Here is a 22,703-nt window from a genome sequence, read left to right on the forward strand (position 1 = left end):
ACAGGCTCTAGTCCACCCGGAGGGCCGCCAGGCGTTCGGCGAAGGGGGTGAGGGTGGCGGCGGTCGTCGGGGGCAGGGAGGTGATCGCGCCGGTCGGGGAGCGGGGCGCGGCCACCGCGGCGGTGGTGTCCACGTCCGGGGTGGTGGCGGCGGGCAGGGAGCGGGCCAGTTCGGTGCCCGCGCGGGTGATGCGGCCGGCCAGGCCGTCCTCGCCCCAGTCCTCGGAGGCCGCGTAGACGGCGGTCGGCAGGACGAGGGCGCGCAGGTAGGAGAAGAGGGGGCGTAGGGCGTGTTCGGTGACCAGGGAGTGCCGGGCGGTGCCGCCGGTCGCGCCGAGGAGCACGGGGGTGCCGGTGAGGGCGTCCTTGTCGAGGAGGTCGAAGAAGGACTTGAACAGGCCGCTGTAGGAGCCGGCGAAGACCGGGGTGACGGCGATCAGGGCGTCCGCGGCCGCCACCGCGTCGAGGGCGGCGGCCAGGCGGGCGGGCGGGAAGCCGGCGGTGAGGTGCTGGGCGATCTCGGTGGCGAGGTCGCGCACTTCGACGACCTGGACCTGGAGGTCCCGGCGGGCGGGGCCGGCGGCCGCGAGGGTCGCGGCCGCGAGGCGGTCGGCGAGCAGGCGGGTCGACGAGGGGGAGCTCAGGCCGGCGGACACGACGACGAGCTTCATGCGCGGGCCTCCTCGCCGGCGGTGGCCGCGGCGGCCGCGACGCGGGCCGCGTGGGTGGGGGCGTCCGGGACGCCGGCGGGGCGGAGGTTCGCGAACTCCTTGCGCAGGACCGGGACGACCTCCTCGCCGAGCAGGTCGAGCTGTTCCAGGACGGTCTTCAGGGGCAGCCCGGCGTGGTCGACGAGGAACAGCTGGCGCTGGTAGTCGCCGGCGTAGTCGCGGAAGGCGAGGGTGCGTTCGATGACCTGCTGCGGCGAGCCGACGGTGAGGGGGGTCTGGGAGGTGAACTCCTCCAGGGAGGGGCCGTGGCCGTACACGGGGGCGTTGTCGAAGTACGGGCGGAACTCGCGGACGGCGTCCTGGGAGTTCCTGCGCATGAAGACCTGGCCGCCGAGGCCGACGACGGCCTGCTCGGGGGTGCCGTGCCCGTAGTGGGCGTAGCGCTCGCGGTACAGGTTGACCATCTGCCGGGTGTGGGAGGCGGGCCAGAAGATGTTGTTGTGGAAGAAGCCGTCGCCGTAGTAGGCGGCCTGCTCGGCGATCTCGGGCGAGCGGATGGAGCCGTGCCAGACGAAGGGGGCGACGCCGTCGAGGGGGCGGGGGGTGGCGGTGAAGGACTGGAGGGGCGTGCGGAACTTGCCCTTCCAGGTGACGGTGTCCTCGTCCCAGAGGCGGCGCAGGAGGGCGTAGTTCTCGATGGCGAGGTCGATGCCGTCGCGGATGTCCTTGCCGAACCAGGGGTAGACCGGGCCGGTGTTGCCTCGGCCCAGCATCAGGTCGACGCGGCCGTCGGCCACGTGCTGGAGCATCGCGAAGTCCTCGGCGATCTTCACCGGGTCGTTGGTGGTGATCAGCGTCGTGGAGGTGGAGAGGATCAGGTTCTCCGTGCGCGCGGCGATGTAGCCGAGCAGGGTGGTCGGCGAGGAGGGGACGAACGGGGGGTTGTGGTGCTCGCCGGTGGCGAAGACGTCGAGGCCGACCTCCTCGGCCTTCTGCGCGATGGCGAGCATGGCCTTGATGCGCTCGTGTTCGCCGGGTGCGCGTCCGGTCGTGGGGTCGGTGGTGATGTCGCCGACGGTGAAGATCCCGAACTGCATGGCTCCCCTTCCAGGGTTGTTGAGAATTCAACTATACCGCGCAACCGGGGGTGTCGCCGGGGTATTCCCGGGGACGGCGATAGGGTGCGGGGCGTGTCCGGGACTGAGCGTGATCTCGTCGGTTACGGGGCCCAGCCGCCGCACGCGGGATGGCCCGGCGGGGCGCGGGTGGCCGTGAGCCTCGTGCTGAACTACGAGGAGGGCGCCGAGCGCAGCGTCCTCGACGGGGACGCGGGCTCCGAGGGGTACCTGCACGAGATCGTGGGCGCGCCGCCGGTGGAGGGCGGGCGGGACCTGAACGCCGAGTCGATGTTCGCCTACGGGGCGCGGGCCGGGTTCTGGCGGGTGCACCGGACCGTCTCCGCGCACGGTGCACCGCTCACCGTCTTCGCCGTCGGGCAGGCCCTGGAGCGCAATCCCGGCGCGGCGCGGGCGATGGGGGCCGCGGGGTGGGAGGTGGCCGGTCACGGGTGGCGGTGGACCGACTACCGCGAGGTGCCGGAGGAGGCCGAGCGGGCCGACATCGCGCGGACGGCCGCGACCATCGAGCGGCTCGTGGGGCGCCGGCCGGTGGGCTGGTACACCGGGCGGGCCAGCGCCCGGACGCGGCGGCTGGTGGCGGAGGAGGGCGGGTTCCTGTACGACTCCGACGACTACTCCGACGACCTGCCGTTCTACGTCGGGGTGGGCGGGCGGCAGCGGCTGGTGGTGCCGTACGGCCTCGACGCCAACGACTTCAAGTTCCTGATCGTGCACGGGTTCACCACCGCGGACGACATGCTCGCGTACCTGGTCGACACCTACGACACGCTGCACGCGGAGGGGGCCGACCGGCCGCGGATGATGAGCGTCGGCCTGCACTGCCGGATCATCGGGCGGCCCGGACGGATCCGGGCCCTCGACGGCTTCCTGCGGCACGTCGCGCAGCTGGGCGGAGGCTGGGTCGCCACGCGCGAGCAGATCGCGCGGCACTGGCTCGCCGCGCATCCGCCGGACTGAGCCGCGCGCGCCACGCGCCGGGCCGGCGCCCAGGTGGCGGGGCGCCGGCAGCGGTGCCGTCGGAGGGGTCCGACCCTCAGCGGCCGGACGCCGGGGCCGGGGCCGGCTGGGTGCGCTTGGTGGGGGTGCGGAGCAGCAGGCAGGCGGCCGCTCCGGCGACGAGGACGGCCTCAAGGAGGCCGGCGCCGTGGTGACCGCCCCCGACCCCGCCGACCGCCGCCGCATGCTGGTCACCCAGGCCGCCGAGGTGTCCGGCCGGGTGGCCGAGGTGCGGGCCGGGACCGTCGCGGACACCCTCGCCGCGGCCCTGGGCGACGCCGCGCCCGAGCACCTCCAGGAGGTGGCCGACGCCCTGGAGGTGCTGGCCCGTCACCTTCCGCCGCAGGCCATGGCGAGGGTGCAGGGCTGACGGGTCAGCCGAACTGGCCCGCCACGTAGTCGCCGGCGGCCGGGCGGCGGGCGATGACGTTCAGCCGGTTGACCATGTTCATGAAGGAGATCAGCAGGGCGAGGGCGGTGAGCTGCTCCTCGTCGTAGTGCGCGGCGGCCTGCGCCCAGGCCTCGTCGCCGACGCCGCCGGCCGTGTCGGCGATCCGGGTGCCCTCCTCGGCCAGCCGCAGGGCGGCGCGTTCGGCTTCGGTGAAGACCGTGGCCTCGCGCCAGGCGGCGACCAGGTGGAGCCGTACGTCGGTCTCCCCCGCCGCCGCGGCCTCCTTGGTGTGGAGGTCGATGCAGACCGCGCAGCCGTTGATCTGGCTCACCCGCAGTGCCACGAGTTCCTGCGTGGTGGCCGGCAGGGGCGATTCCTTGACGGCCCTGCCGGCCGAGGTGACGTGCTTGAGGGCCTTGCCGGCGGTGGCGCTGCCGAAGTAGTCGAGGCGTGCGTCCATGGTGTGCCGCTCCTTCGCGGTGGTGCGTTCGGGGATACGCCCACCAGACGCCGGGTGCCGGCGTTCTGTGACAGGTGCGCCGGTGTGACCTGCGTCTCGCCGGGCCGTCAGGAGGGCCGGTCAGGCGGCGAGTTCGGCTTCCGCTGCCGGGGCGGGCTTCTTCTTGTCGCGCATGACCACCGTGGCCAGCAGGGCGGCGGCCAGGAGGCCGGCGGCGCTGACGGTGAAGGTGGTGGCCATCGCGGAGGTGAAGGCCTCGCGGGCGGTGCGCAGCAGGGCGGCGTCACCGGGGGCGGCGGCCAGGGCCCCGGCGAGCGAGTGCCGGGCCCCGGCGGGAGCGCCGGCCGGCATCTTCGCCGTGTAGCCGCTGGTCAGCAGGGAGCCGAGGATCGCGATGCCGAGGGCGGTACCGGCCTGCTGGATGGTGTCGTTGAGGGCCGATCCGACGCCCGCCCGCTCCTCGGGGATGGTGCCCATCAGGGCGCCGACCGCGGCCGGCATGGCCAGACCGGCGCCGAGGCCGAGGAGGCCGAGGGCGACCGCCGGGACGGCGAAGCCGGTGTCGGCGGAGACGGTGGTCAGGAGGGCGAACGAGGAGGCCATCACGAGCATCCCGGCCAGGATCAGCGGGCGGTTGCCGATCCGGGCCGCCAGCCCGGCGCCGGCGCCGTTGCCGATGAGGGCGGCGACGGCCAGCGGCACGAAGGCGAGGCCCGCTTCGAGGGGCGAGTAGCCGAGGACGAACTGGAGGTACTGGGTGAGGACCAGCAGCAGGCCGCCGTTGCCGATCTGGACCAGGGTCAGGGAGAGCGAACCGCCGCTGAAGTTGCGGTTCCTGAAGAGGACGAGGGGGACCATCGGGGAGGCGGTGGTGTTCTCCCAGACCACGAAGCCGGCGAGGGCGACGACGGCCACGGCCAGGGTGAGGGCGCCGCGGCCGCCGAAGGCTCCGTGCTGCGGGATCTCGATGATCCACCAGACCAGGGCGGTCATCCCGGTGACGGACAGGACGGCGCCCAGCGGGTCGGCCTTCTGCCAGGGGCCCTTGGACTCCGGCATCAGGGTGAGGGCGGCGACGACGGCGAGGGCGACGACCGGGACGTTGATCAGGAAGATCGACTGCCAGGAGAACCGGTCGATCAGGACGCCGCCGAGGACGGGGCTGCCGACCAGGCCGAGCATCGAGACGGAACCCCAGGCGGCCATGGCCTTCGGCCGCTCCTCCTCGTCGAAGACGGTGATGAGGATGGACAGGGTGGACGGCATGATCAGCGCCCCGCCGACGCCCATGGCGACGCGTACGGCGATGACTTCGGGCGGGTTGGCGGCGAAGGTCGCGGCGAGCGAGGCGGCGCCGAAGAGGAGGAGGCCGATCAGCATGATCCGGCGGCGGCCGAACCGGTCGCCGAGGCTGCCGGAGGTGAGCAGGAGGCCCGCGAACACCAGGACGTAGGAGTCGAGGATCCACTGCGTGTCCTGGGCGCTCGCGCCGAGGTCGGCGGTCATGGACGGGACCGCGACGGTCAGCGCCATGGAGTCGACGACGAGGACCAGCGAGCTCAGGCACAGCACGATCAGGATCCACCAGCGGCGTGGGTTGCGGGTTTCCATGGGTGGTTCCCTCTCGGCTTCACGGGCGGGGCCGACGCCCGGGTGGCGTACGGCGTTGCTTGATGCGAACACCGTACGCAGAATGGAACGTCGTGCGCAACAGGCCTTCGCCATACGCACACCGCCCCCCGGCTCGAACGGGCCGGGGGGCGGGGGGTGGTGAGGCCGGGTCAGGGCCCTTCGGATCAGAGGGTCGCGAGGAACTCCCGGACGGCGGCGGCGAAGCCGTCGGCGTCGGCCTGCTGGACGAAGTGGTCGCTGTCCAGGGCCCGGTAGGCCGTGTGGGGGCGGCGGGCGACCATGGCCCGGGCCTGCTCCTCGGGGAGGACCTGGCTGCGCAGGCCGTGGATCAGCAGGGCGGGGCAGTCGGTGGCGAGCCACTGCCGCCAGTGGTCGCCGCGGACCCGGGTCTCGGAGTCGACCGTGTCCTGGGGGTGGAAGGGCAGCCGCCAGCCGGAGCCGTCGGGCAGCGGGCGCATCACCAGCCCGAGGAACGGGGCGAGGGGCCCGCAGGCGGCGACGAGCTCCTCGGAAGTGGGCGCCGTATAGGGGAGGTTCAGCACGAAGTCGAGCGGGCCGGCGCCGTGGTCGGGCAGGTCGGCGGCGGTGTCGACGTCGATCAGCGCCTCGACCAGCTCCGGGCGTTCGGCGGCCAGGTGGTAGGCGTTGATCGCGCCGAGGGAGTGGCCGAGGAAGACCGCGCGGTCGATGCCGAGGTGGTCGAGGAGGGCGAAGAGGTCGGCGAGGTAGCCGGCGCGGGTGTACTCGGGGGCGCGGTCGGAGTCGCCGTGGCCGCGCTGGTCGGGGGCGATCACCCGCCACTGGGGGCCGAGGGCGGCGGCCAGGGCGGTGAAGGAGGCGCCTTCGGAGAGGTGGCCGTGGAGGGCGACGATGGGGCGGCCCGTGCCGCCGAAGTCCAGGTAGGAGAGGGCGCGGCCGTCGAGGGTCAGGGTGGCGCGGGTGGGCTGGGCGGTGGCGGTGGCGGTCATGTCGGGGCTCCCTCGGTCGGGTTGGGGCGGGGCGGGCTGACGCAATCGACTATACGCATGTCTATGACGGTTGTTCAAGACAGTTGTATGGATCGGTTGGCGGACCGGCGGGCAGCGGCTGCTTCCGGCCATCCCGCGAGAGGGAATTGAGGAGGTCACGAGCGGGGGCTCCGATGCTGGCCGCCAGGGCCGGACGAGGTGTGGGGAGACGCGATGGGTCACTGTCCGCAGGACGGCCGCGGCGCCCCCGATCCGTATCTCGGCCGGTACGCCGCCCGGACCGCGGGCATGACGGCCTCGGAGATCCGGGCCCTGTTCGCGGTCGCCAGCCGGCCCGAGGTGGTCTCGCTGGCCGGCGGGATGCCCAACCTGGCCGCGCTGCCGCTGGAGAGGCTCGCGGCCGAAACCTCGCGGATCGTCGCCGAGCACGGCCTGACGGCGCTCCAGTACGCCTCGGCCCACGGCCTGCCCCTGCTGCGGGAGCAGATCTGCGAGGTCATGGCGCTGGAGGGGATCACCGGCCATCCGGAGGACGTCGTGGTGACGGTCGGCTCCCAGATGGGCCTGGACCTGGTCGCCCGGCTGTTCTGCGACCCGGGCGACGTGGTGGTGGCCGAAGGCCCCTCGTACGTCGGCGCGCTGGGCTCCTTCGCCGCCTACCAGGCGGAGGTGGCGCACGTGGCCATGGACGAGCACGGGCTGGTCCCGGAGGCCCTGCGGGCGGCGCTGCGGCAGGCCAGGAACGCCGGCCGGCGGGTGAAACTGCTGTACACGGTCCCGAACTTCCACAACCCGTCCGGGGTGACGCTGGCGGTCGGGCGGCGCGCGGAGGTCCTGGAGATCTGCCGCGCGTACGGGGTGCTGGTGGTCGAGGACAACCCCTACGGGCTGCTCGGCTTCGACGGCCGCACCCGCCCCGCGCTGCACTCCCTGGACCCGGAGAACGTGGTCTACCTGGGCTCGTTCTCCAAGACCTTCGCCTCGGGCCTGCGGGTCGGCTGGGTGCTGGCGCCCCACCCCGTGCGGGAGAAGCTGGTGCTGGCCGCGGAGTCCGCCATGCTGTGCCCGCCCACCCTCAACCAGATGATCGTCTCGCGCTACCTGGCCACGCAGGACTGGCAGGGGCAGATCGAGACCTTCCGGGAGAACTACCGCGAGCGCCGCGACGCGATGCTCCGCGCCCTGGAGGAGTTCCTGCCGCCGGGGTGCTCGTGGACCGAGCCGGAGGGCGGTTTCTACGTGTGGGTGAAGGTGCCCGAGGGCGTGGACACGCGGGCGATGCTGCCGCGGGCGGTGGCCGCGCGGGTGGCCTACGCGTCGGGCACCGGCTTCTACACCAACGGGCTCGGCAGCCGCCGGATGCGGCTGTCCTACTGCTACCCGACGCCGGAGCGGATCCGCGAGGGCGTCCGCCGGCTGGCCGCCGTGCTGGAGGCCGAACCGGCGCTCGCCCACGCCGCCTCGGGCCCCGGCCGCCTGGCGTGGCGGCGGACGCCGGCGCCCGAGGCGGTCTGACGGCGGCGGAACCGCCCGGGACCCCCGGACCCCTGGGACCCCTGGGACCCCTGGGACCCCCGGGGGCGCCCGCCAGACGAAGGGACACACGACAGTGAACAGCACCTGGTTCCGGCGCTACTCCACGGCAGCGGGGCGCGGTCCGCGGCTCGTGTGCTTCCCGCACGCCGGGGGATCCGCGACGGCGTACAAGCCCCTGGCGCACGCCCTGGCCGGGGAGCTCGACGTGCTGGCCGTGCAGTACCCGGGCCGACAGGACCGGTTCGGCGAGGAGCCGTTCACGGAACTGGAGCCGCTGGTCGGGGCGGTGGCCGGGGAACTGGCCCGCACCCTGGCCGCGGATCCCGGACGGCCCTACGCGCTGTTCGGACACAGCATGGGCGCGCTCGTCGCCTTCGAGACGGCCCGCCGGCTGGAAGGGGCCGGACTGCCCGGCCCGCAGCGGCTGTTCGTCTCCGGGCGGGGCGCGCCGGGCACCCGTTCCGGCGCGCACTACCTGCACTACGACGACGCCGACGTACTGGCCGAGGTGCGCACGCTGAGCGGTACCGACCAGGCCCTGCTGGACAATCCGGAGGTCCTGGAGATGGTGCTGCCGGCGCTGCGCGCGGACTACCGCGTCGTCGCCGGTTACGCCTGGCGCGGCGGCGAGCCGCTGTCCGTGCCGGTGACGGCCCTGGTCGGGGACCGGGACCCGATGGTGACGGTCGGGGAGGCGTGGGCGTGGCGGGAGCACACCACGGCCGGGTGCGCCCTGGAGGTCTTCCCCGGCGGCCACTTCTACCTCGACGCGCAGCTGGGCCCGGTCGCCTCGGCCGTCACGGAGGGCCTGCTGGCCGGGACCTCCGCCTTCTGAGCCGAGCCCGTCCGGCCGCGAGGGGCCGCGCGGGGGCGAACGGGCCGTGTGGATCCCACCGGGCTCCACACGGCCCGCCCGCCGTACCACGCCGCACGCGGCCCAGGTGGGCACCCGAGGCGCGGCCCCAGGCGGCGGCCCGGCACATCGCCCGGGGCATGGCCTCGGCGCGTGGCCCGGCACACGCCCCAGGCGTAGCCCGGTTCGTCGCCCGGCACATCACCGCGGCGTAGCCCGCTCGGTGGCCCGGGACGTCGCCCGGAGCGCGGCCCCGGCGCGTGGCGCGGCACACGCCCCGGGTGTAGCCCGGGTGCGTTGCCCGGGACGTCACCCAAGGGCGCGGCCCCGGCCCGTGGGGCACACCACCCGGGGGCGTAGCCCTGGCCCGTGGCCCGTAGCCCGGCGCGTAGACCGGCACATCGCCTGGGGCGTTGCCATGGCGGGGGGCCCGGCACATCGTCCGGGGCGTGGCCCTGGCGGGGGGCCCGGGACATCGCCCGAGGCCTGGCCCTGGCGGGGGGCCGGCACATGGCCTGGGGCGTAGCCCTGGCCCGTGGCCCGGCGTATCACCCGAGGCGTAGCCCCGGCGCGTAGACCGGGACGTCGCCTGAGGCACGGCCCTGGCGGGGGCCCGGCGCATCGGCCGGGGCGTGGCCCCGGCGGGTGGCCCGGCGTGTCGCCCGGGGCGTGGCCCTGGCGGGGGGCCGTCACATCACCCGAGGCGGGGCCGCGGCGCGTAGAGCGGCACATCGCCTGGGGCGGGGCCCCGGGGCGTGGTCCGGTGCATCGTGCCGGGACGGCCCCGGGCGGGTGGTGCGGGGTGGCGGCTGGGTGTGGCCGGGCCGCGGGGGTGGGGGGTCAGAGGACTGCGCCGTTTCTTGTGCGGCGGCTCAGGGTTGGGCGGCTGGAGCGGGAGAGGTCCTTCCACATGTCAGACAGGCCGGTGACCGTGCGCGCCGCGAAGAGCCTGCGGATGGACACCTCCTGGTTGAGCTCCGCCCGGATCAGGCCGACCAGCCGGATGGCCCGCAGGGAGTTGCCGCCGAGGTCGAAGAAGTCCTCGTCGATGCCCACCCGGTCGAGCTCCAGCACCTCGGCGAAGGCCTTGGCGAGCACCCGCTCGGTGTCGTTGCGCGGGGCCCGGTAGGTCCCGCCGGCGGTCTCGGGCTCCGGCAGCGCCGCCCGGTCCAGCCGTCCGTCGGCCGTCAGCGGCAGGCGTGCGAGCACGGTGAACACCGCCGGGACGAGGGGTTCCGGCAGCCAGCCGGCGGCGAACCGGCGCAGCTCCTCGGCCGACACGGTCCGGCCGGGCACCGGGACCACGTAGGCCACGAGCCGCCGCTGGCCGGTGCCGTCCGCGCGGACGGCCACCGCGGAGCCCGCGAGGGCGGTGTGCTCGGCGAGCACCTCCTCGATCTCGGCGAGCTCGACCCGGACGCCGCGGACCTCCGCCCGGGTCCCGTCCCCGCCCACGTACTCCAGGAGGCCGTCGCCGCCCCACCGCACCCGGTCCCCGGTCCGGTACATGAGCGTGCCGGGCGGGCCGTAGGGGCAGGGCACGAAGCGTCCGGCGGTCAGCCCGGGCCGGCCGGGGTAGCCCCGGGCCACGCCGGGGCCGGCCACGTACAGCTCGCCGACGACGCCGACGGGGACGGGCGCGAGGCCCGGCCCGAGCACGTGGAGGGCGGCGCCGTCGACCGGGCGGCCGGCCGCGCCCGCGTGACGCACCGGTTCGCCCGCGGCCAGGACGTGGCGGGCGGCGGAGACGGTGGTCTCCGCGGGGCCGTGGCCGTGGACGATCGTCAGGTCCGGGCAGGCCTCGCGGACCCGGCGCAGCGCGGCCGCGGGCACCCGGTCACCGCCGGTCCACACCTCGCGCAGGGCGGCGAGGCGTTCGGGGCGGTCGGCCGCGACGGCCGAGAACAGGCCGGCCGGCAGCCACACCGTGGTGACGCCGTCCGTCTCGCACGCCCCGGCGAGGGCGTCGACGTCGAGCTCGCCCGGCGCGGCCACGACCACGCGGCCGCCGTTCAGCAGGGGTGTCCAGAGGTCGAGGGCGAGCGCGCCTGCGGTGTGCGGGGCGTGCCAGAGCACGGTGCCGCGGCCGGTCTGCCGGCGGCGGCGGTCCTGGACGAAGCGTGCCAGGTTGCGGTGCGTCAGGGCGACGGCGGCTCCGTCGGCGGGCTCGGAGCCGGGCAGTACGGCCAGCAGGCCGTCCGGGTGCGGGGCGGGTGCGGCCTGCGGGGCGGGGGCCTCGGCCTGGGCGAGGAGCTCCCCGAGGACGAGCACCGGGAGGCCGGGGACCTCCGGGAGCGCGGCGGGCGCGCCGGTGAGCAGGAAGCGGGCCGAGGCGGCGGCGAGTTCGGCGATCCGCTCCGCGGGGGCGGCCGGGTCGAGCGGCAGGTAGGCCGCCCCTGCCTTCACCACGCCCAGCAGGGCCACGGCCAGGTCGGCCGAGCGGGGCAGCGCGACGGCCACGACCGTCTCGGGGCCGGCGTCCAGCCGCCGCAGCGCCTCCGCCAGGCGGGTCGCGCGGGCGTCGAGCTCCCGGTAGGAGAGCGCGAGGTCGCCGGAGACGAGCGCGAGCGCGTCGGGGTCCCGGCGGACCTGCTGGGCGAACAGCTCCGGAATGCTCAGTTCCGCCTCGGGCGCGTCCGCGTCCAGGGCCGCGTCAGCCTCCGCGTCCGGGGCCGTCGGCAGGTGCTCCGGTCCCGTGCCGGCCGGCACCTCCAGCGCGCCGACGGGCCGGTCGGCGCCGGCCACCGCGGCGCGGACGTGGGCGATCAGTTCCTCGCCGATGAACCGCAGTTCCGCGCGGTGGTAGAGGCCGGCGGGGGCGTCGAGGCGGACGTACAGGTCGCTGTCGGGGCCGCCGTCGGTGTAGACGCCGATCGACAGCTCCTCGAAGGTGCCCGTCGTCGCGCCGGAGTAGCGGGCCGGGCTGTCGCCGAAGTGGAGCTGCTCCGCGAACTCGACGACGTTGACGACGGCGCCGAAGCTGCCGCGGCCGCTCAGCACGGTCCCGGCGGCGCGCTGGATGTCCGAGTAGTGGCAGGCGGTGTGGTCGAAGATCTCGTAGGTCTCGTCGGCGAGGGCCTCGGCGACCTCGGCGAAGGTGGCGCCGAGCGGCACCTTCGCGCGGACCGGCACCACGTTGACCGCGAGGCCGGGGGTCCGGCTGGCGACGCCGACCCGGTTGCTGACGGCCAGGGAGAAGAGGAACTCGGGCCGGTCGCAGCGGTGGCGCAGGAAGACGGCCGTGGCGGCGGTCAGCAGCTGCGAGGTCCACACGCCCAGGGACTGGGCGGCCTCGGTCCAGGCGTCCGCCTCGGCGCGCGGGACGGTCAGCGTCCGGCTCACCATGCCGATGGTCTCGGCCACCTCCGACCAGCGGTCGGCGCTGCTCAGCGGCTCGGAGAGGGCGGCCCGCTGGGCGTCGGAGAGGACGACGCGGGGGACCTGGGCGGGTGCGGGGGCGTCCTGGAGGTAGTCGCGCCAGAAGGCGCTGTCCTCGGTGAACCGCGGGGAGGCGAGGTACTCGACCGCCTCGGCCGCGAAGGACTCCGCGTCCCACGGGTGCGCGGGCTCCGGTACCGCCTCGCCGCGCACCAGCGCCGTGTACACCTCGGCGAGTCGGCGCGAGAGCAGGCCGCCGGCGCCGAAGCCGTCGGATATGAGGTGGTGGTAGGCGATCACCAGCAGGGAGCGGTCCGCCGCGAGCCGGACCACGCCGAGCCGGAACAGCAGGTCGCGCTCCAGGTCGAAGGGTTGGCGCACCAGGTCGGCCAGGGCCTCGCGGGCCGCCCGCTCGGGGTCGGCCTCGGCGGACAGGTCGAGGAGGAACGGCTGCCAGTCCCCCAGCTCCCGGGGGACCAGCCGCAGTCCGGCGCCCTCGTCGACGAAGTTGACGCGCAGGACCTCCGCCTCGTCCATGACGTGCCGGAACGCGGACGCGATGGCCTCCCCGTCCAGCGCACCGGCCACGTCCCACATGGTCAGCGCGTGGTTGGGCGTGTCGGGCGCCATCTTCTGCGCCCGCCACATCCCTTCGTGCGCGGACGACACACCGAACGAAGGCACACAGATCAACCCCTCAGCAGACAGGCCCGGGAATCGGCGGAACTCGCGGATCACCCCCACCTTCGGGGAAGCGGTTCGGCCGTTCAAGACACCTGGCCACCGGGCGGGACGGACCCTGCCGGGCCTGGAGTGTCCCGCCGGCGGGACACTCCCCCGGGCGGCCCGGGCGCCGCCGGATCACCGCCCCGCGGCGGTGGCGAGCGAGTCCGCGATGTGCCCGGCGATGCGCCGGGGCGAGGGCTGGCGCAGCACCAGGTTCGCCCGCAGTTTCAGCCCGGTCGAAGCGGTCAGGCGCTTGCTCAGCTCGGCCGACAGCAGCGAGTCGAAGCCGATCTCCTTGAACTCCTGGTCGGGGTCGACGGAGGCGCTGGAGGCGTGGCCGAGGACGACGGCGACCTTCTCCAGGACGTGTGCGAGCACGAGCGCCCGCGCGTCCTCCCCGGAGAGGGCGGCGAGCCGCTCCGGCAGGGGGGCCAGGTGCTCCTCGTCCGCCGGCCGTTCCGGCGCCGGGGCCTGCGCGTCCGCCACGGCCGCGGACGGCTGCGCGGAGGCCAGCCAGTACCTCCGGCGCTGGAAGGCGTACGTCGGGAGCTCCGCCCGCGGGCGCTCGCCGAACAGGGCGGTCCAGTCCACGGTGCCGCCGCGGACGTGGAGTCCGGCCAGCGAGCCGAGTACGGACTCCACCTCGTCGCGGTCCCGCCGGGACGAGGACAGCACCAGGGCGTCGTCCAGGTCCTCGACGATCTCCTGCACCGGGACGGTCAGCACGGGGTGCGGGCTCATCTCGATGAACACCCGGAAGCCGTCCTCGGCCAGCCGCCGCACGGAAGGTTCGAAAAGTACCTTTTCGCGTAGGTTTTCGTACCAGTAGTCGGCGTCCAGCCGCGTGGTGTCGATGAACTCGCCGTACAGGGTGGAGCAGAAGGGGACCTGCGAGGTCCGCGGCCGCACCCCGACGAGCGGGCCGGTCACCTGGTCGCGGACCCGGGCCACCTGGTGGGAGTGGGAGGCGTAGTCCACCGCGATCCGCCGGGCCTGGGCCCCGTCGGCCCTCATCTTCTCGACGAACTCGTCGAGCGCGTCCGGCTCCCCGGAGACCACCACCGAGCGGGGCCCGTTGACGACGGCGACGGCCACCCGGCCGTCCCACGGGGCGAGCCGCTCCTGCACCACCTCCGCGGACTCGGCGACCGACGCCATCCCGCCGTGCCCGATCAGGTCCACCAGGGCCCGGCTGCGCAGCGCCACGATCCGGGCGGCGTCCCGCAGGGACAGCGCGCCGCTGACGCAGGCGGCGGCGATCTCGCCCTGGCTGTGCCCGACCACCGCGCCCGGCTCCACTCCCCAGGAGCGCCACAGGCCGGCCAGCGAGACCATCATCGCGAACAGGGCCGGCTGGACCACGTCCACCCGGTCCAGGGACGGCGCCCCCTCCACGCCCCGCACCACGTCGAGCAGCGACCAGTCGACCCATTCCGACAGGGCGTCCGCGCACGCGTCCAGGTGCCGGGCGAAGACCGGGAACGCGGCGTACAGCTGCCGGCCCATGCCCACCCACTGCGACCCCTGGCCGGGGAAGACGAAGACGGTCCCGCCGGGCCGCGCGGCCGTCCCGCGCACCACCGCCGGGGACTCGGCGCCCTCGCCGAGGGCGGCCAGCGCGTCCAGCAGCCCGTCGCGGCCGCGCCCCAGCACCACCGCGCGGTGCTCGAACCGCGACCGGTGCGCGACCAGGGAGGCGCCGACGGCGGGGAGGTCGGCGTGCGGATCGGCGGCGAGGCGGGCGCGCAGGGCGGCCGCCTGCCCCTGCAGGGCGGCCGCGCTCTTGCCGGAGAGGATCCAGGGCAGCACTCCGCCGGCGACCTCCGGGCCCGTGGCGGGCTCCGGCGCCGGCTCCTGGGGGGCCTCCTCCAGGATCACGTGGGCGTTGGTGCCGCTGACCCCGAACGAGGACACCCCGGCCCGGCGCGGGCCGTCCGGCCGGGTCCACTCCCGCCCCTCCACCAGCAGTTCGACGCCGCCGGAGGACCAGTCGACGTGCCGGGAGGGCTCGCCCACGTGGAGGGTGCGGGGCAGGTGGCGGTGGCGCAGCGCCATCACGGCCTTGATGACCCCGGCGACTCCGGCGGCGGCCTGGGCGTGGCCCATGTTCGACTTCAGGGAGCCCAGCCACAGCGGGCGGTCCCGGTCGCGGCCCCGGCCGTACGTGGCGAGCAGGGCCTGCGCCTCGATGGGGTCGCCCAGGACCGTCCCGGTGCCGTGCGCCTCGACCAGGTCGACCTCGGCGGGAGCGACGCCCGCGTCGGCCAGGGCCCGGCGGATCACCTTCTCCTGGGCGCGGCCGTTGGGCGCGGTCAGGCCGTTGCTGGCGCCGTCCTGGTTGACGGCGGAGCCGCGCAGCAGGGCGAGCACCGGGTGGCCGTGGCGGCGGGCGTCGGAGAGCCGCTCCAGCAGCAGGACTCCGACGCCCTCGGCCCAGCCGGTGCCGTCCGCGCCGTCGGCGAAGGCCTTGCACCGGCCGTCGGGCGAGAGCGCGCCCTGGCGGGCGAACTCCACGAAGGCCGCGGGCGAGGACATCACCAGCGCCCCGCCCGCCAGTGCCATCGAGCACTCCCCCGCGCGCAGCGAACGCGCCGCCATGTGCAGGGCCACCAGCGAGGACGAGCACGCGGTGTCCAGGGACACCGCCGGGCCGGTCAGGCCCAGTTCGTAGGCCACCCGGCCGGAGGCGACGCTCAGCGAGCTGCCGTAGAGCAGGTAGCCCTCCAGCTCGCTCTGGCCCGCCTCCAGGAAGCGCCACCCGTACTCGGTGGAGCTCACCCCCGTGAAGACCCCGACCTCGGTGCCGCGGACGTCGGCGGGGACGATGCCGGCCCGTTCGAAGGCCTCCCAGGAGGTCTCCAGCAGCAGCCGCTGCTGCGGGTCGGTGGCGAGGGCCTCGCGGGGGCTGATGCCGAAGAACTCGGCGTCGAACCCGGCCGGGTCGGCCAGGAAACCGCCGTGGCGGACGTGGGCGCTGCCGGGGGCGTCGGGGTCCGGGTCGTACACGTCGCGCCAGCCTCGGTCGGCCGGGAAGGCGTCCACGACGTCGCGGCCCTCGCGGACCACCTCCCACAGGTCCTCGGGCGAGGAGACGCCCCCGGGGTAGCGGCAGGCCATGGCGACGACCGCGATCGGCTCGTCCCGGCCGGCCCTGAGGGCCTCGTTCTCCTGGCGGAGGCGGTCGCGCTCCTCCAGCAGGGTGCGCAGCGCCCGCTGGACCCGGTCCGAGCCCTCCGCCGTCTGGTCCGCGGCGTTGGTCATGTCACTACCTCTTCTCATCCAGGGCCAGGTCGAGCAGCGCGTCCAGGTCCATGCCCGCGAGCTCCTGCGCGTCGGCGGCCTCCGGCGCCGCCTCGGGTCCGGTGTCGGGGCCGGGGGTGTCCGCGCAGGCGAGGACGGCCTCCAGGAGGCCCGCCCGGCGCAGGGCGTCGACGGACACGGTCCGCAGCGCCTCCCGGATCTCCGCGTCCCGTGCCGGTTCCGCGGCGGCCGCGTCCGCACCGGCGTCCTCGGCCGCCGCGGGACGCAGCAGGTCGAGGAGGTGTCCGGCGAGTTCGTCCGGGGTGGGGTAGCTGAAGACGAGGGTGGAGGGCAGGCGCAGGCCGGTCGCGGCGGCCAGGCGGTTGCACAGTTCGACGGCGGTCAGCGAGTCGAACCCGAGCTGGGTGAACGGCTGGGCGGCGTCGACGGCGGTACCGGCCGGGTGGCCGAGGACGAGGGCCGCCTGGTCGCGCAGCCAGTCCAGGACGGCCGTCCGGGCCTCGTCGGCCGCCATCGACGCCAGTGCGGCGGGCAGCCCGGAGGGGCCGGAGTGCGGTGCGGTGCCGGCCCCGGTCCGGCGCGGGCGTCCGGCGTCGGCGAGGCCGCGCAGCAGCGGCGGCAGTTCCCCGGCGGGCCTGCCGCGCAGGCCGGCGAGGTCCATCCGGGCCGGGACGAGGACCGGGGCGCCGTGCGCGCAGGCCGCGTCGAACAGGGCGAGGGCCTCGGCGGTGGGCATGGGGGCGATGCCCATCCGGCGGAGCCGGGAGAGGTCGGCCCCGTCCAGGCCCTCGGTCATGGCGCTGCTCTGTTCCCACCAGCCCCAGGCCAGGGAGGCGGCGGGCAGTCCGGCGGCCCTGCGGCGGGTGGCCAGGGCGTCCAGGAAGGCGTTCGCGGCGGCGTAGTGGGCCTGGCCGGCGGTGCCGAGCGTGCCGGCCAGGGCGGAGAACGGGAGGAACGCCGACAGGGTGTGGTCCCGGGTCAGTTCGTGCAGGTGGAGCGCGCCGCCGGCCTTGGCGGCCAGCACGTGGCGCAGGCCGTCGGCGGTCAGCGAGGCGAGGGTGCCGTCCGCCAGGACGCCGGCCGCGTGGACCACCGCGGTCAGCGGGTACCCGGCGGGCATGTCGGCGAGCAGCGCGGCCACGGCGTCCCGGTCGGCGACGTCGCAGGCCACGACCCGGACGGCGGCGCCGGCCGCCTCCAGCTCGGCGACCAGTTCGGGCACTCCGTCGGCCGCCGGGCCCCGGCGGCTCGCCAGCAGCAGGCTCCGTACGCCGTGTTCGGCGGCCAGGTGACGGGCCACGAGCGAGCCCACGCCGCCGGTGCCGCCGGTGACCAGTACGGTGCCGCCGCCGAAGCCGTCGCCCAGTTCGAGGACCAGTTTGCCGGTGTGGCGGCCCTGGCTCATCTCGCGGAAGGCCGCGCGCGCGTCGCGGACGGGGCGCACGGAGACCGGGCCGAGCCGGATCCGTCCGTCCGCGAACAGGGCCATGACCTCGCGGAACATCTCCTGGAGCGTGTCGGGGCCGGCCGAGCCGTAGAGGTCGAAGGCCTGGTAGCGGACCCCGGGGTGGTCGGCGGCGACCCGCCCGGGCTCGCGGATGTCGGTCTTGCCCATCTCGATGAAGTCGCCGCCGCCCGGGAGGAGTTGCAGCGAGGCGTCGACGAAGGTGTGCGCGAGGGAGTTCAGGACCACGTCGACCCCGCGGCCGCCGGTGGAGTCGAGGAACTTCTGCACGAAGTGCAGGTCGCGCGAGGACGCCAGGTGGGCGTCGTCCAGGCCCTGGGCGCGCAGGGCGGGCCACTTGGCCGGGCTCGCGGTCGCGTAGACCTCGGCGCCGACGTGCCGGGCCAGCTGGACGGCGGCGGTGCCGACGCCGCCGGCCGCGGCGTGGATGAGGATGCGCTGGCCCTTCTTCAGCCGCATCACGTGGAAGAGTGCGTAGTAGGCGGTGAGGAAGGTGCTGGGCACGGACGCCGCCTCGGCGTGGTTCCACGCGTCGGGGACCGCCGCCAGCAGGCGGTGGTCGGCCACGGCGACCCGGCCGAAGGCGCCGGGGAAGATGCCGGCCACCCGGTCGCCGGGCCGGAAGGTGGTCACGTCGGGCGCCGTCTCCAGGACCACGCCGGAGCCCTCGCTGCCCAGACCCGCGTCGAAGGCCGTGCGGTCGATGAGGCCCAGGGCGATGGTGACGTCGCGGAAGTTGAGGCCCGCGGCCTGGACGGCGATGCGGACCTGTCCGCTCTCCAGGGGCGCCTCCACCTCGGGGCAGGGTACCCAGGTGAGGTTCTCCAGCGTGCCGCGCCGCGGGATGCCGAGGCGGTGGGGGCCGTCCGACGGGGGTTCGAGACGACCGTCGGCGGGCGGGGCCGGCGCCAGGCGGGGGACGAGGCAGGCGCCCTCGCGGAGCGCCAGCTGCTCGTCGGGCAGGCACAGGGCGCCCGGAAGGCCGGCCCGGGAGGTGTCGGCGTCGTCGGTGTCGACGAGGCGGAACCTGCCGGGGTGCTCGGTCTGCGCGGAGCGGACCAGGCCCCACACGGAGGCGCCGGGGAGGCTTTCGACGTCCTCGCCGGGGGCGGTGGCCAGGGCCCGGCGGGTGAGGACCACCAGGGTGGTCGCGGCGAGCCGCTCGTCGGCGAGGAAGGCCTGGAGCAGGTCCAGGACGCGTTCCCCGGCGGCGGTGACGGAGCCGAGGACGTCCTCGTCGGCGCTGCTGTGGTCGTCCGGGCAGAACACCAGGTGGCCGGGGGCGCCGCCGTCGGCGGGGAGGTCGCCGAGGGAGGCGTGGAGGGCGGCGCCGCCCTCCACGGCGAGCCGGGCGGCCCGGCCGTCCGGGGGGCCGAGCACCGCCCACGGGCCGGGGGCGGCGTCCTGCGGGGCGGCCGGGACCGGCCGCCACTCCAGGGCGTACAGCGGGTGCTCGGGGCCGCCGCGGGCGGCGCGCACCTGCTCGGCGGTGGCCGGGCGGAAGGTCAGCGCGTCCACGCGGGCGCTCTCGCGGCCCTGTTCGTCGGCGACCGTGAGGGACACGGTCCCTTCCCCGACGGGGGTCAGGCGGACCCGGACGGTCGGGCCGCACGGCCCGGTGAGGGCGGCGCCGGACCAGGAGAACGGCATCCAGCCCTGCTCGTCGGTGACGGTGATGACCCCGCCGACGACCACGGCGTGCAGGACGGTGTCGGTGAGCGCCGGGTGCAGGGCGAAGGCGCCCGCGGCGGCCGCCTCCTCGGGGAGGGTGGCGAGGGCGAAGAGGTCCTCGCCGCGCCGCCAGACCTCGCGCAGTCCGCGGAAGGCCGGGCCGTAGTCGAAGCCGTGGCCGGCGAGGGAGTCGTAGAGGCCGTCGAAGGGGAGCCGTTCGGCGCCGGCCGGGGGCCAGACGGAGAGCGGCGCCGCCGCGCCGGGTCGGGCGGCATCGGGTCCGGTGGCATCGGGTCCGGCCGTCGGAGCCGCTGCCTCCGGGGCCAGGGTGCCCATGGCGTGGCGGGTCCAGTCGCCGTCCGCCGCGCCTTCGGCGGCGGGGCGCGCGTACACGTCCAGGGAGCGGTGGCCCGTCGTCCCGTCGGCCGCGCCGACGACGACCCGTACCTGTACCGCGCCCTCGTCGGGCAGGACCAGCGGGACCTCCAGGGAGAGGTCGGCGACCGCGGGGCAGCCGGTGTGCGCGCCCGCCGACAGGGCCAGGTCCAGGTAGGCGGTCGCCGGGACGACGGCCGAACCGAACACCGCGTGGTCGGCGAGCCAGCCGTGGGTGCGCAGGGACCACAGGCCGGTGTAGACGCTCTCCCCGGTGCCGGGGTGGTCCACCACCGCGCCCAGCAGGGGATGGCCGGGGGCCGACAGCCCGGCGGAGGCCACGTCCGCCGGGGCGGACCCGGCGAGGAAGTCCAGCCAGTAGCGCTGCCGCTGGAAGGCGTACGTGGGCAGGTCGACGGGCGGGCGGGTGCCGGTGAGGGCGGCCCAGTCCACGGCGGCGCCCCGGACGTGCAGGGCGGCCAGCGCCCCGGCCAGTCCCTCCGCCGCGCCCCGGCCGCGCCGGGAGGAGGCCACGACCAGCGCGTCCACGCCCTCGGCGGCGAAGGAGTCCTTGACGAGGCCGGCCAGGGTCGGGCCGGGGCCGACTTCGAGGAAGACGTCCGTTCCGGCGGAGCGGGCCCGTTCGACGGCCTCGTGGAAGCGCACGGGGGCGCGGACGTGGTCCACCCAGTGGGCGGCGGACCGCAGTTCGCGGAGGGTGGCCTCGCGGCCCAGGAGGGTGGAGACGACCGGGACGGCCGGTCCGCCGCCTTCCCCCGTGCCGATGCCGGCGTCGGTGCCGGTGTCGGGGAAGGCGGGGAGGGCCGCCTCGAACTCCTCCAGGACCGGGTCCATCAGCGGGGAGTGGAAGGCGTGGTCGACGGGGAGGAGCTTCGCCGAGCGGCCCTCGGCGAGGAGCCGGTCGCGCAGGGCGTGGACCTCCTCGCGCAGGCCGGACACCACCACCGACTCGGGGCCGTTGACGGCGGCGATCCCGACGCGGGCGTACCCGTCGAGCAGCGGCTCCACCTCGGCCTGCGGGGCGCGGACGGCCAGCATGGCGCCGTGTTCGGTGACGGCCTGCATGGTGCGGCCGCGGGCGGCCACCAGCCGGGACGCGGTGTCCAGGTCGAGCGCCCCGGCCACGTGGGCGGCGGCGATCTCGCCGACGGAGTGGCCGATCAGCCGGTCCGGGCGCGGGCCGTAGCGGGTCAGGGTCCGGTAGAGGGCGACCTGGAGGGCGAAGAGGGCGGGCTGCATGACGTCGGTGCGGTCGGCGCCCTCGGGCTCGTCGGCGAGGAGCAGGGGCTTGAGGGCGAAGGGGAGGTGGGTGTCGAAGCGGGCGCAGACCTCGTCGAGTGTCCGGGCGAACACGGGGAAGGCGGCGCACAGTTCGCGGGCCACGCCGGTCCACCGCGCGCCCTGGCCGGGGAACAGGAAGGCCGTGCCGGCGGATTCGGCGGCCGTGCCGCGGACCACGGCGGGGCTCTCCGCGCCTCCGGCGAGGGCGGCGAGGCCGTCGAGCAGGGCGTCACGGCCGTGGCCGAGGACGACGGCCCGGTGCTCGAAGGTCGCCCGGTGCGAGACCAGGGAGGCGGCGACGGCCGCGGGGTCGGCGTCGGGGCGGGCGGCGGCGAAGGCGCGCAGCCGCTCGGCCTGGGCCCGCAGGGCCTGCTCGGAGCGGGCCGACAGCAGCCAGGGCAGCGGGGCGCCGGCGCCGAGGGCGTCGGGCCCGGGGGTGGCGTCGGGGGCGGGCCCGGTGGCGGGCTGGGCGGTGGGGTCCTCCTCCGGGGCCTGTTCCAGGATCAGGTGGGCGTTGGTGCCGCTCGCGCCGAAGCTGGATATGCCGGCCCGGCGGGGGCGGCCGGGCGGCGTGGTCCACTCGCGGGGCTCGGTGAGCAGTTCGACGGCGCCGGCCGACCAGTCCACGTGGGTCGAGGGGCGGTCCACGTGCAGGGTCCTGGGCATGACCCCGTGCCGCATCGCCATGATCATCTTGATGATGCCGCCCACGCCGGCGGCGGCCTGGGTGTGCCCGATGTTCGACTTCAGCGAGCCCAGCCACAGCGGGCTGCCCGGCTCCCGGTCCTGCCCGTAGGTGGCGAGCAGGGCCTGCGCCTCGATGGGGTCGCCGAGGGTGGTTCCGGTGCCGTGGGCCTCCACGACGTCGACGTCCCCGGCCTGGACGCGGGCGTTGGCCAGCGCGGCCCGGATCACCCGCTGCTGGGCGGGACCGCTGGGTGCGGTCAGGCCGTTGGAGGCGCCGTCCTGGTTGACGGCGGAGCCGCGGATGACCGCCCAGATCCGGCGGCCGTTGCGGCGCGCGTCCGAGAGCCGCTCCAGGACCAGCATGCCGACGCCCTCGGCGAAGCCGGTGCCGTCGGCCGCGTCGGCGAAGGCCTTGCAGCGGCCGTCGGCCGACAGGCCGCGCTGGCGGGCGAACTCCCGGAACACCTGGGGCGTCGCCATGACGGTGACCCCGCCGGCCAGGGCGAGGCCGCACTCGCCCTGGCGCAGCGACTGCACGGCCTGGTGCACCGTCACCAGCGAGGAGGAGCAGGCGGTGTCGGTGGAGACGGCCGGGCCCTCCAGGCCCAGCGCGTACGAGACCCGGCCCGAGGCCACGCTCAGCAGGGAGCCGGTCTGGGCGTAGCCGGAGATGACCTCGGGGGTGAAGTGGTGGTTGCCGTAGCCGAAGTAGGCGAGGCCCGCGAAGACGCCGGTGGCGCTGCCGCGCAGGGTGTGCGGGTCGATGCCGGCCCGTTCGAGGGCCTCCCACGAGGTCTCCAGGAGGAGCCGCTGCTGCGGGTCGGCGGCCAGCGCCTCGCGCGGGTTGATCTCGAAGAACTCGGCGTCGAAGTCCCCGGCGCCGTCGAGGAACCCGCCCGAGCGGGTGGAGCAGGTGCCGGGCCGGTCGGGGTCGGGGTCGTAGAGCCCCTCCAGGTCCCAGTGGCGGTCCCGCGGGAACTCCGAGACGGCGTCCGCGCCCGTACGCACCAGCTCCCACAGGTCCTCCGGGGAGCCGGCGCCGCCCGGGTAGCGGCAGGCGACGCCGACCACCGCGATGGGTTCGGCGGCGGCGTCGGTCACTTCCTGGAGGCGTTTGCGGGTCTCCAGCAGCTCGATCGAGGTCCGCCTGAGGTACTCCAGGACCTCGGCGCCGTTGTCGTTCGTCATCGCTC

The 22,703-nt window shown here is 75.8% G+C and carries 12 protein-coding genes; 4 read left to right on the top strand and 8 right to left on the bottom strand.

Annotation, left to right across the window (positions count from 1 at the left end; genetic code table 11):
* Window positions 1-7: 7 nt before the first annotated feature.
* Together ACFY0O_RS31510 and ACFY0O_RS31515 are read right to left on the bottom strand one after the other, a co-directional pair.
* Complete coding sequence (locus ACFY0O_RS31510; protein ID WP_388952980.1) at window positions 8-670, bottom strand: CE1759 family FMN reductase; 663 nt, start codon at window positions 668-670, stop codon at window positions 8-10.
* Window positions 667-1,767: an LLM class flavin-dependent oxidoreductase gene (locus ACFY0O_RS31515; protein WP_388952982.1), complete on the bottom strand. Its 1,101-nt coding sequence runs from the start codon at window positions 1,765-1,767 to the stop codon at window positions 667-669. The genes ACFY0O_RS31510 and ACFY0O_RS31515 overlap by 4 nt, the downstream gene beginning before the upstream one ends.
* A 93-nt stretch (window positions 1,768-1,860) precedes the next feature.
* Between ACFY0O_RS31515 and puuE the strand changes: the two genes are divergently transcribed.
* Both puuE and ACFY0O_RS31525 read left to right on the top strand, forming a co-directional pair.
* Window positions 1,861-2,766 carry an allantoinase PuuE gene (gene puuE, locus ACFY0O_RS31520; protein WP_388952984.1) on the top strand — a complete coding sequence of 302 codons (906 nt, stop codon included), beginning with the start codon at window positions 1,861-1,863 and terminating at the stop codon, window positions 2,764-2,766.
* Window positions 2,767-2,953: 187 nt separating this feature from the next.
* Window positions 2,954-3,175 carry a hypothetical protein gene (locus ACFY0O_RS31525; RefSeq protein ID WP_388952985.1) on the top strand — a complete coding sequence of 74 codons (222 nt, stop codon included), beginning with the start codon at window positions 2,954-2,956 and terminating at the stop codon, window positions 3,173-3,175.
* A 4-nt stretch (window positions 3,176-3,179) separates the two neighbouring features.
* Here ACFY0O_RS31525 and ACFY0O_RS31530 read toward each other — a convergent pair whose 3' ends face one another.
* The 3 genes from ACFY0O_RS31530 to ACFY0O_RS31540 all read right to left on the bottom strand — a co-directional run bounded on the left by ACFY0O_RS31530 (window position 3,180) and on the right by ACFY0O_RS31540 (window position 6,256).
* The gene (locus ACFY0O_RS31530) at window positions 3,180-3,656 is read right to left on the bottom strand and encodes a carboxymuconolactone decarboxylase family protein (RefSeq protein WP_388952987.1); all 477 of its coding nucleotides are present in this window, start codon (window positions 3,654-3,656) and stop codon (window positions 3,180-3,182) included.
* A 120-nt stretch (window positions 3,657-3,776) separates the two neighbouring features.
* Entirely contained in the window at window positions 3,777-5,267 is a 1,491-nt protein-coding gene (locus ACFY0O_RS31535; protein ID WP_388952989.1) for an MFS transporter, read from the bottom strand.
* Between the two features lie 185 nt (window positions 5,268-5,452).
* Complete coding sequence (locus ACFY0O_RS31540; protein ID WP_388952990.1) at window positions 5,453-6,256, bottom strand: alpha/beta fold hydrolase; 804 nt, start codon at window positions 6,254-6,256, stop codon at window positions 5,453-5,455.
* A 213-nt stretch (window positions 6,257-6,469) separates the two neighbouring features.
* Between ACFY0O_RS31540 and ACFY0O_RS31545 the strand changes: the two genes are divergently transcribed.
* Both ACFY0O_RS31545 and ACFY0O_RS31550 read left to right on the top strand, forming a co-directional pair.
* The gene (locus ACFY0O_RS31545) at window positions 6,470-7,771 is read left to right on the top strand and encodes a PLP-dependent aminotransferase family protein (protein ID WP_388952993.1); all 1,302 of its coding nucleotides are present in this window, start codon (window positions 6,470-6,472) and stop codon (window positions 7,769-7,771) included.
* A 94-nt stretch (window positions 7,772-7,865) separates the two neighbouring features.
* The gene (locus tag ACFY0O_RS31550; RefSeq protein WP_388952995.1) at window positions 7,866-8,627 is read left to right on the top strand and encodes a thioesterase II family protein; all 762 of its coding nucleotides are present in this window, start codon (window positions 7,866-7,868) and stop codon (window positions 8,625-8,627) included.
* A gap of 858 nt (window positions 8,628-9,485) precedes the next feature.
* Here ACFY0O_RS31550 and ACFY0O_RS31555 read toward each other — a convergent pair.
* The 3 genes from ACFY0O_RS31555 to ACFY0O_RS31565 form a co-directional block, all read right to left on the bottom strand.
* Window positions 9,486-12,767 (bottom strand): AMP-binding protein, encoded by a 3,282-nt coding sequence (locus ACFY0O_RS31555; protein ID WP_388953094.1) that lies wholly within the window; start codon window positions 12,765-12,767, stop codon window positions 9,486-9,488.
* Between the two features lie 117 nt (window positions 12,768-12,884).
* Entirely contained in the window at window positions 12,885-16,028 is a 3,144-nt protein-coding gene (locus ACFY0O_RS31560) for a type I polyketide synthase (RefSeq protein WP_388952998.1), read from the bottom strand.
* The gene (locus tag ACFY0O_RS31565; RefSeq protein WP_388953096.1) at window positions 16,015-22,611 is read right to left on the bottom strand and encodes a type I polyketide synthase; all 6,597 of its coding nucleotides are present in this window, start codon (window positions 22,609-22,611) and stop codon (window positions 16,015-16,017) included. Before ACFY0O_RS31565 ends, ACFY0O_RS31560 begins: the two co-directional genes overlap by 14 nt.
* Between the last annotated feature and the right edge of the window lie 92 nt (window positions 22,612-22,703).

The organism is Streptomyces sp. NPDC001594, assembly GCF_042893675.1.
Lineage (GTDB): Bacteria > Actinomycetota > Actinomycetes > Streptomycetales > Streptomycetaceae > Streptomyces.

What these genes read in the sequence shown, in the direction of transcription:
- ACFY0O_RS31510 (WP_388952980.1), bottom strand. Translation starts at nt 670, where the DNA reads ATGAAGCTCGTCGTCGTGTCCGCCGGCCTGAGCTCCCCCTCGTCGACC.
- ACFY0O_RS31515 (WP_388952982.1), bottom strand. Translation starts at nt 1,767, where the DNA reads ATGCAGTTCGGGATCTTCACCGTCGGCGACATCACCACCGACCCCACG.
- ACFY0O_RS31530 (WP_388952987.1), bottom strand. Translation starts at nt 3,656, where the DNA reads ATGGACGCACGCCTCGACTACTTCGGCAGCGCCACCGCCGGCAAGGCC.
- ACFY0O_RS31535 (WP_388952989.1), bottom strand. Translation starts at nt 5,267, where the DNA reads ATGGAAACCCGCAACCCACGCCGCTGGTGGATCCTGATCGTGCTGTGC.
- ACFY0O_RS31540 (WP_388952990.1), bottom strand. Translation starts at nt 6,256, where the DNA reads ATGACCGCCACCGCCACCGCCCAGCCCACCCGCGCCACCCTGACCCTC.
- ACFY0O_RS31545 (WP_388952993.1), top strand. Translation starts at nt 6,470, where the DNA reads ATGGGTCACTGTCCGCAGGACGGCCGCGGCGCCCCCGATCCGTATCTC.
- ACFY0O_RS31560 (WP_388952998.1), bottom strand. Translation starts at nt 16,028, where the DNA reads ATGAGAAGAGGTAGTGACATGACCAACGCCGCGGACCAGACGGCGGAG.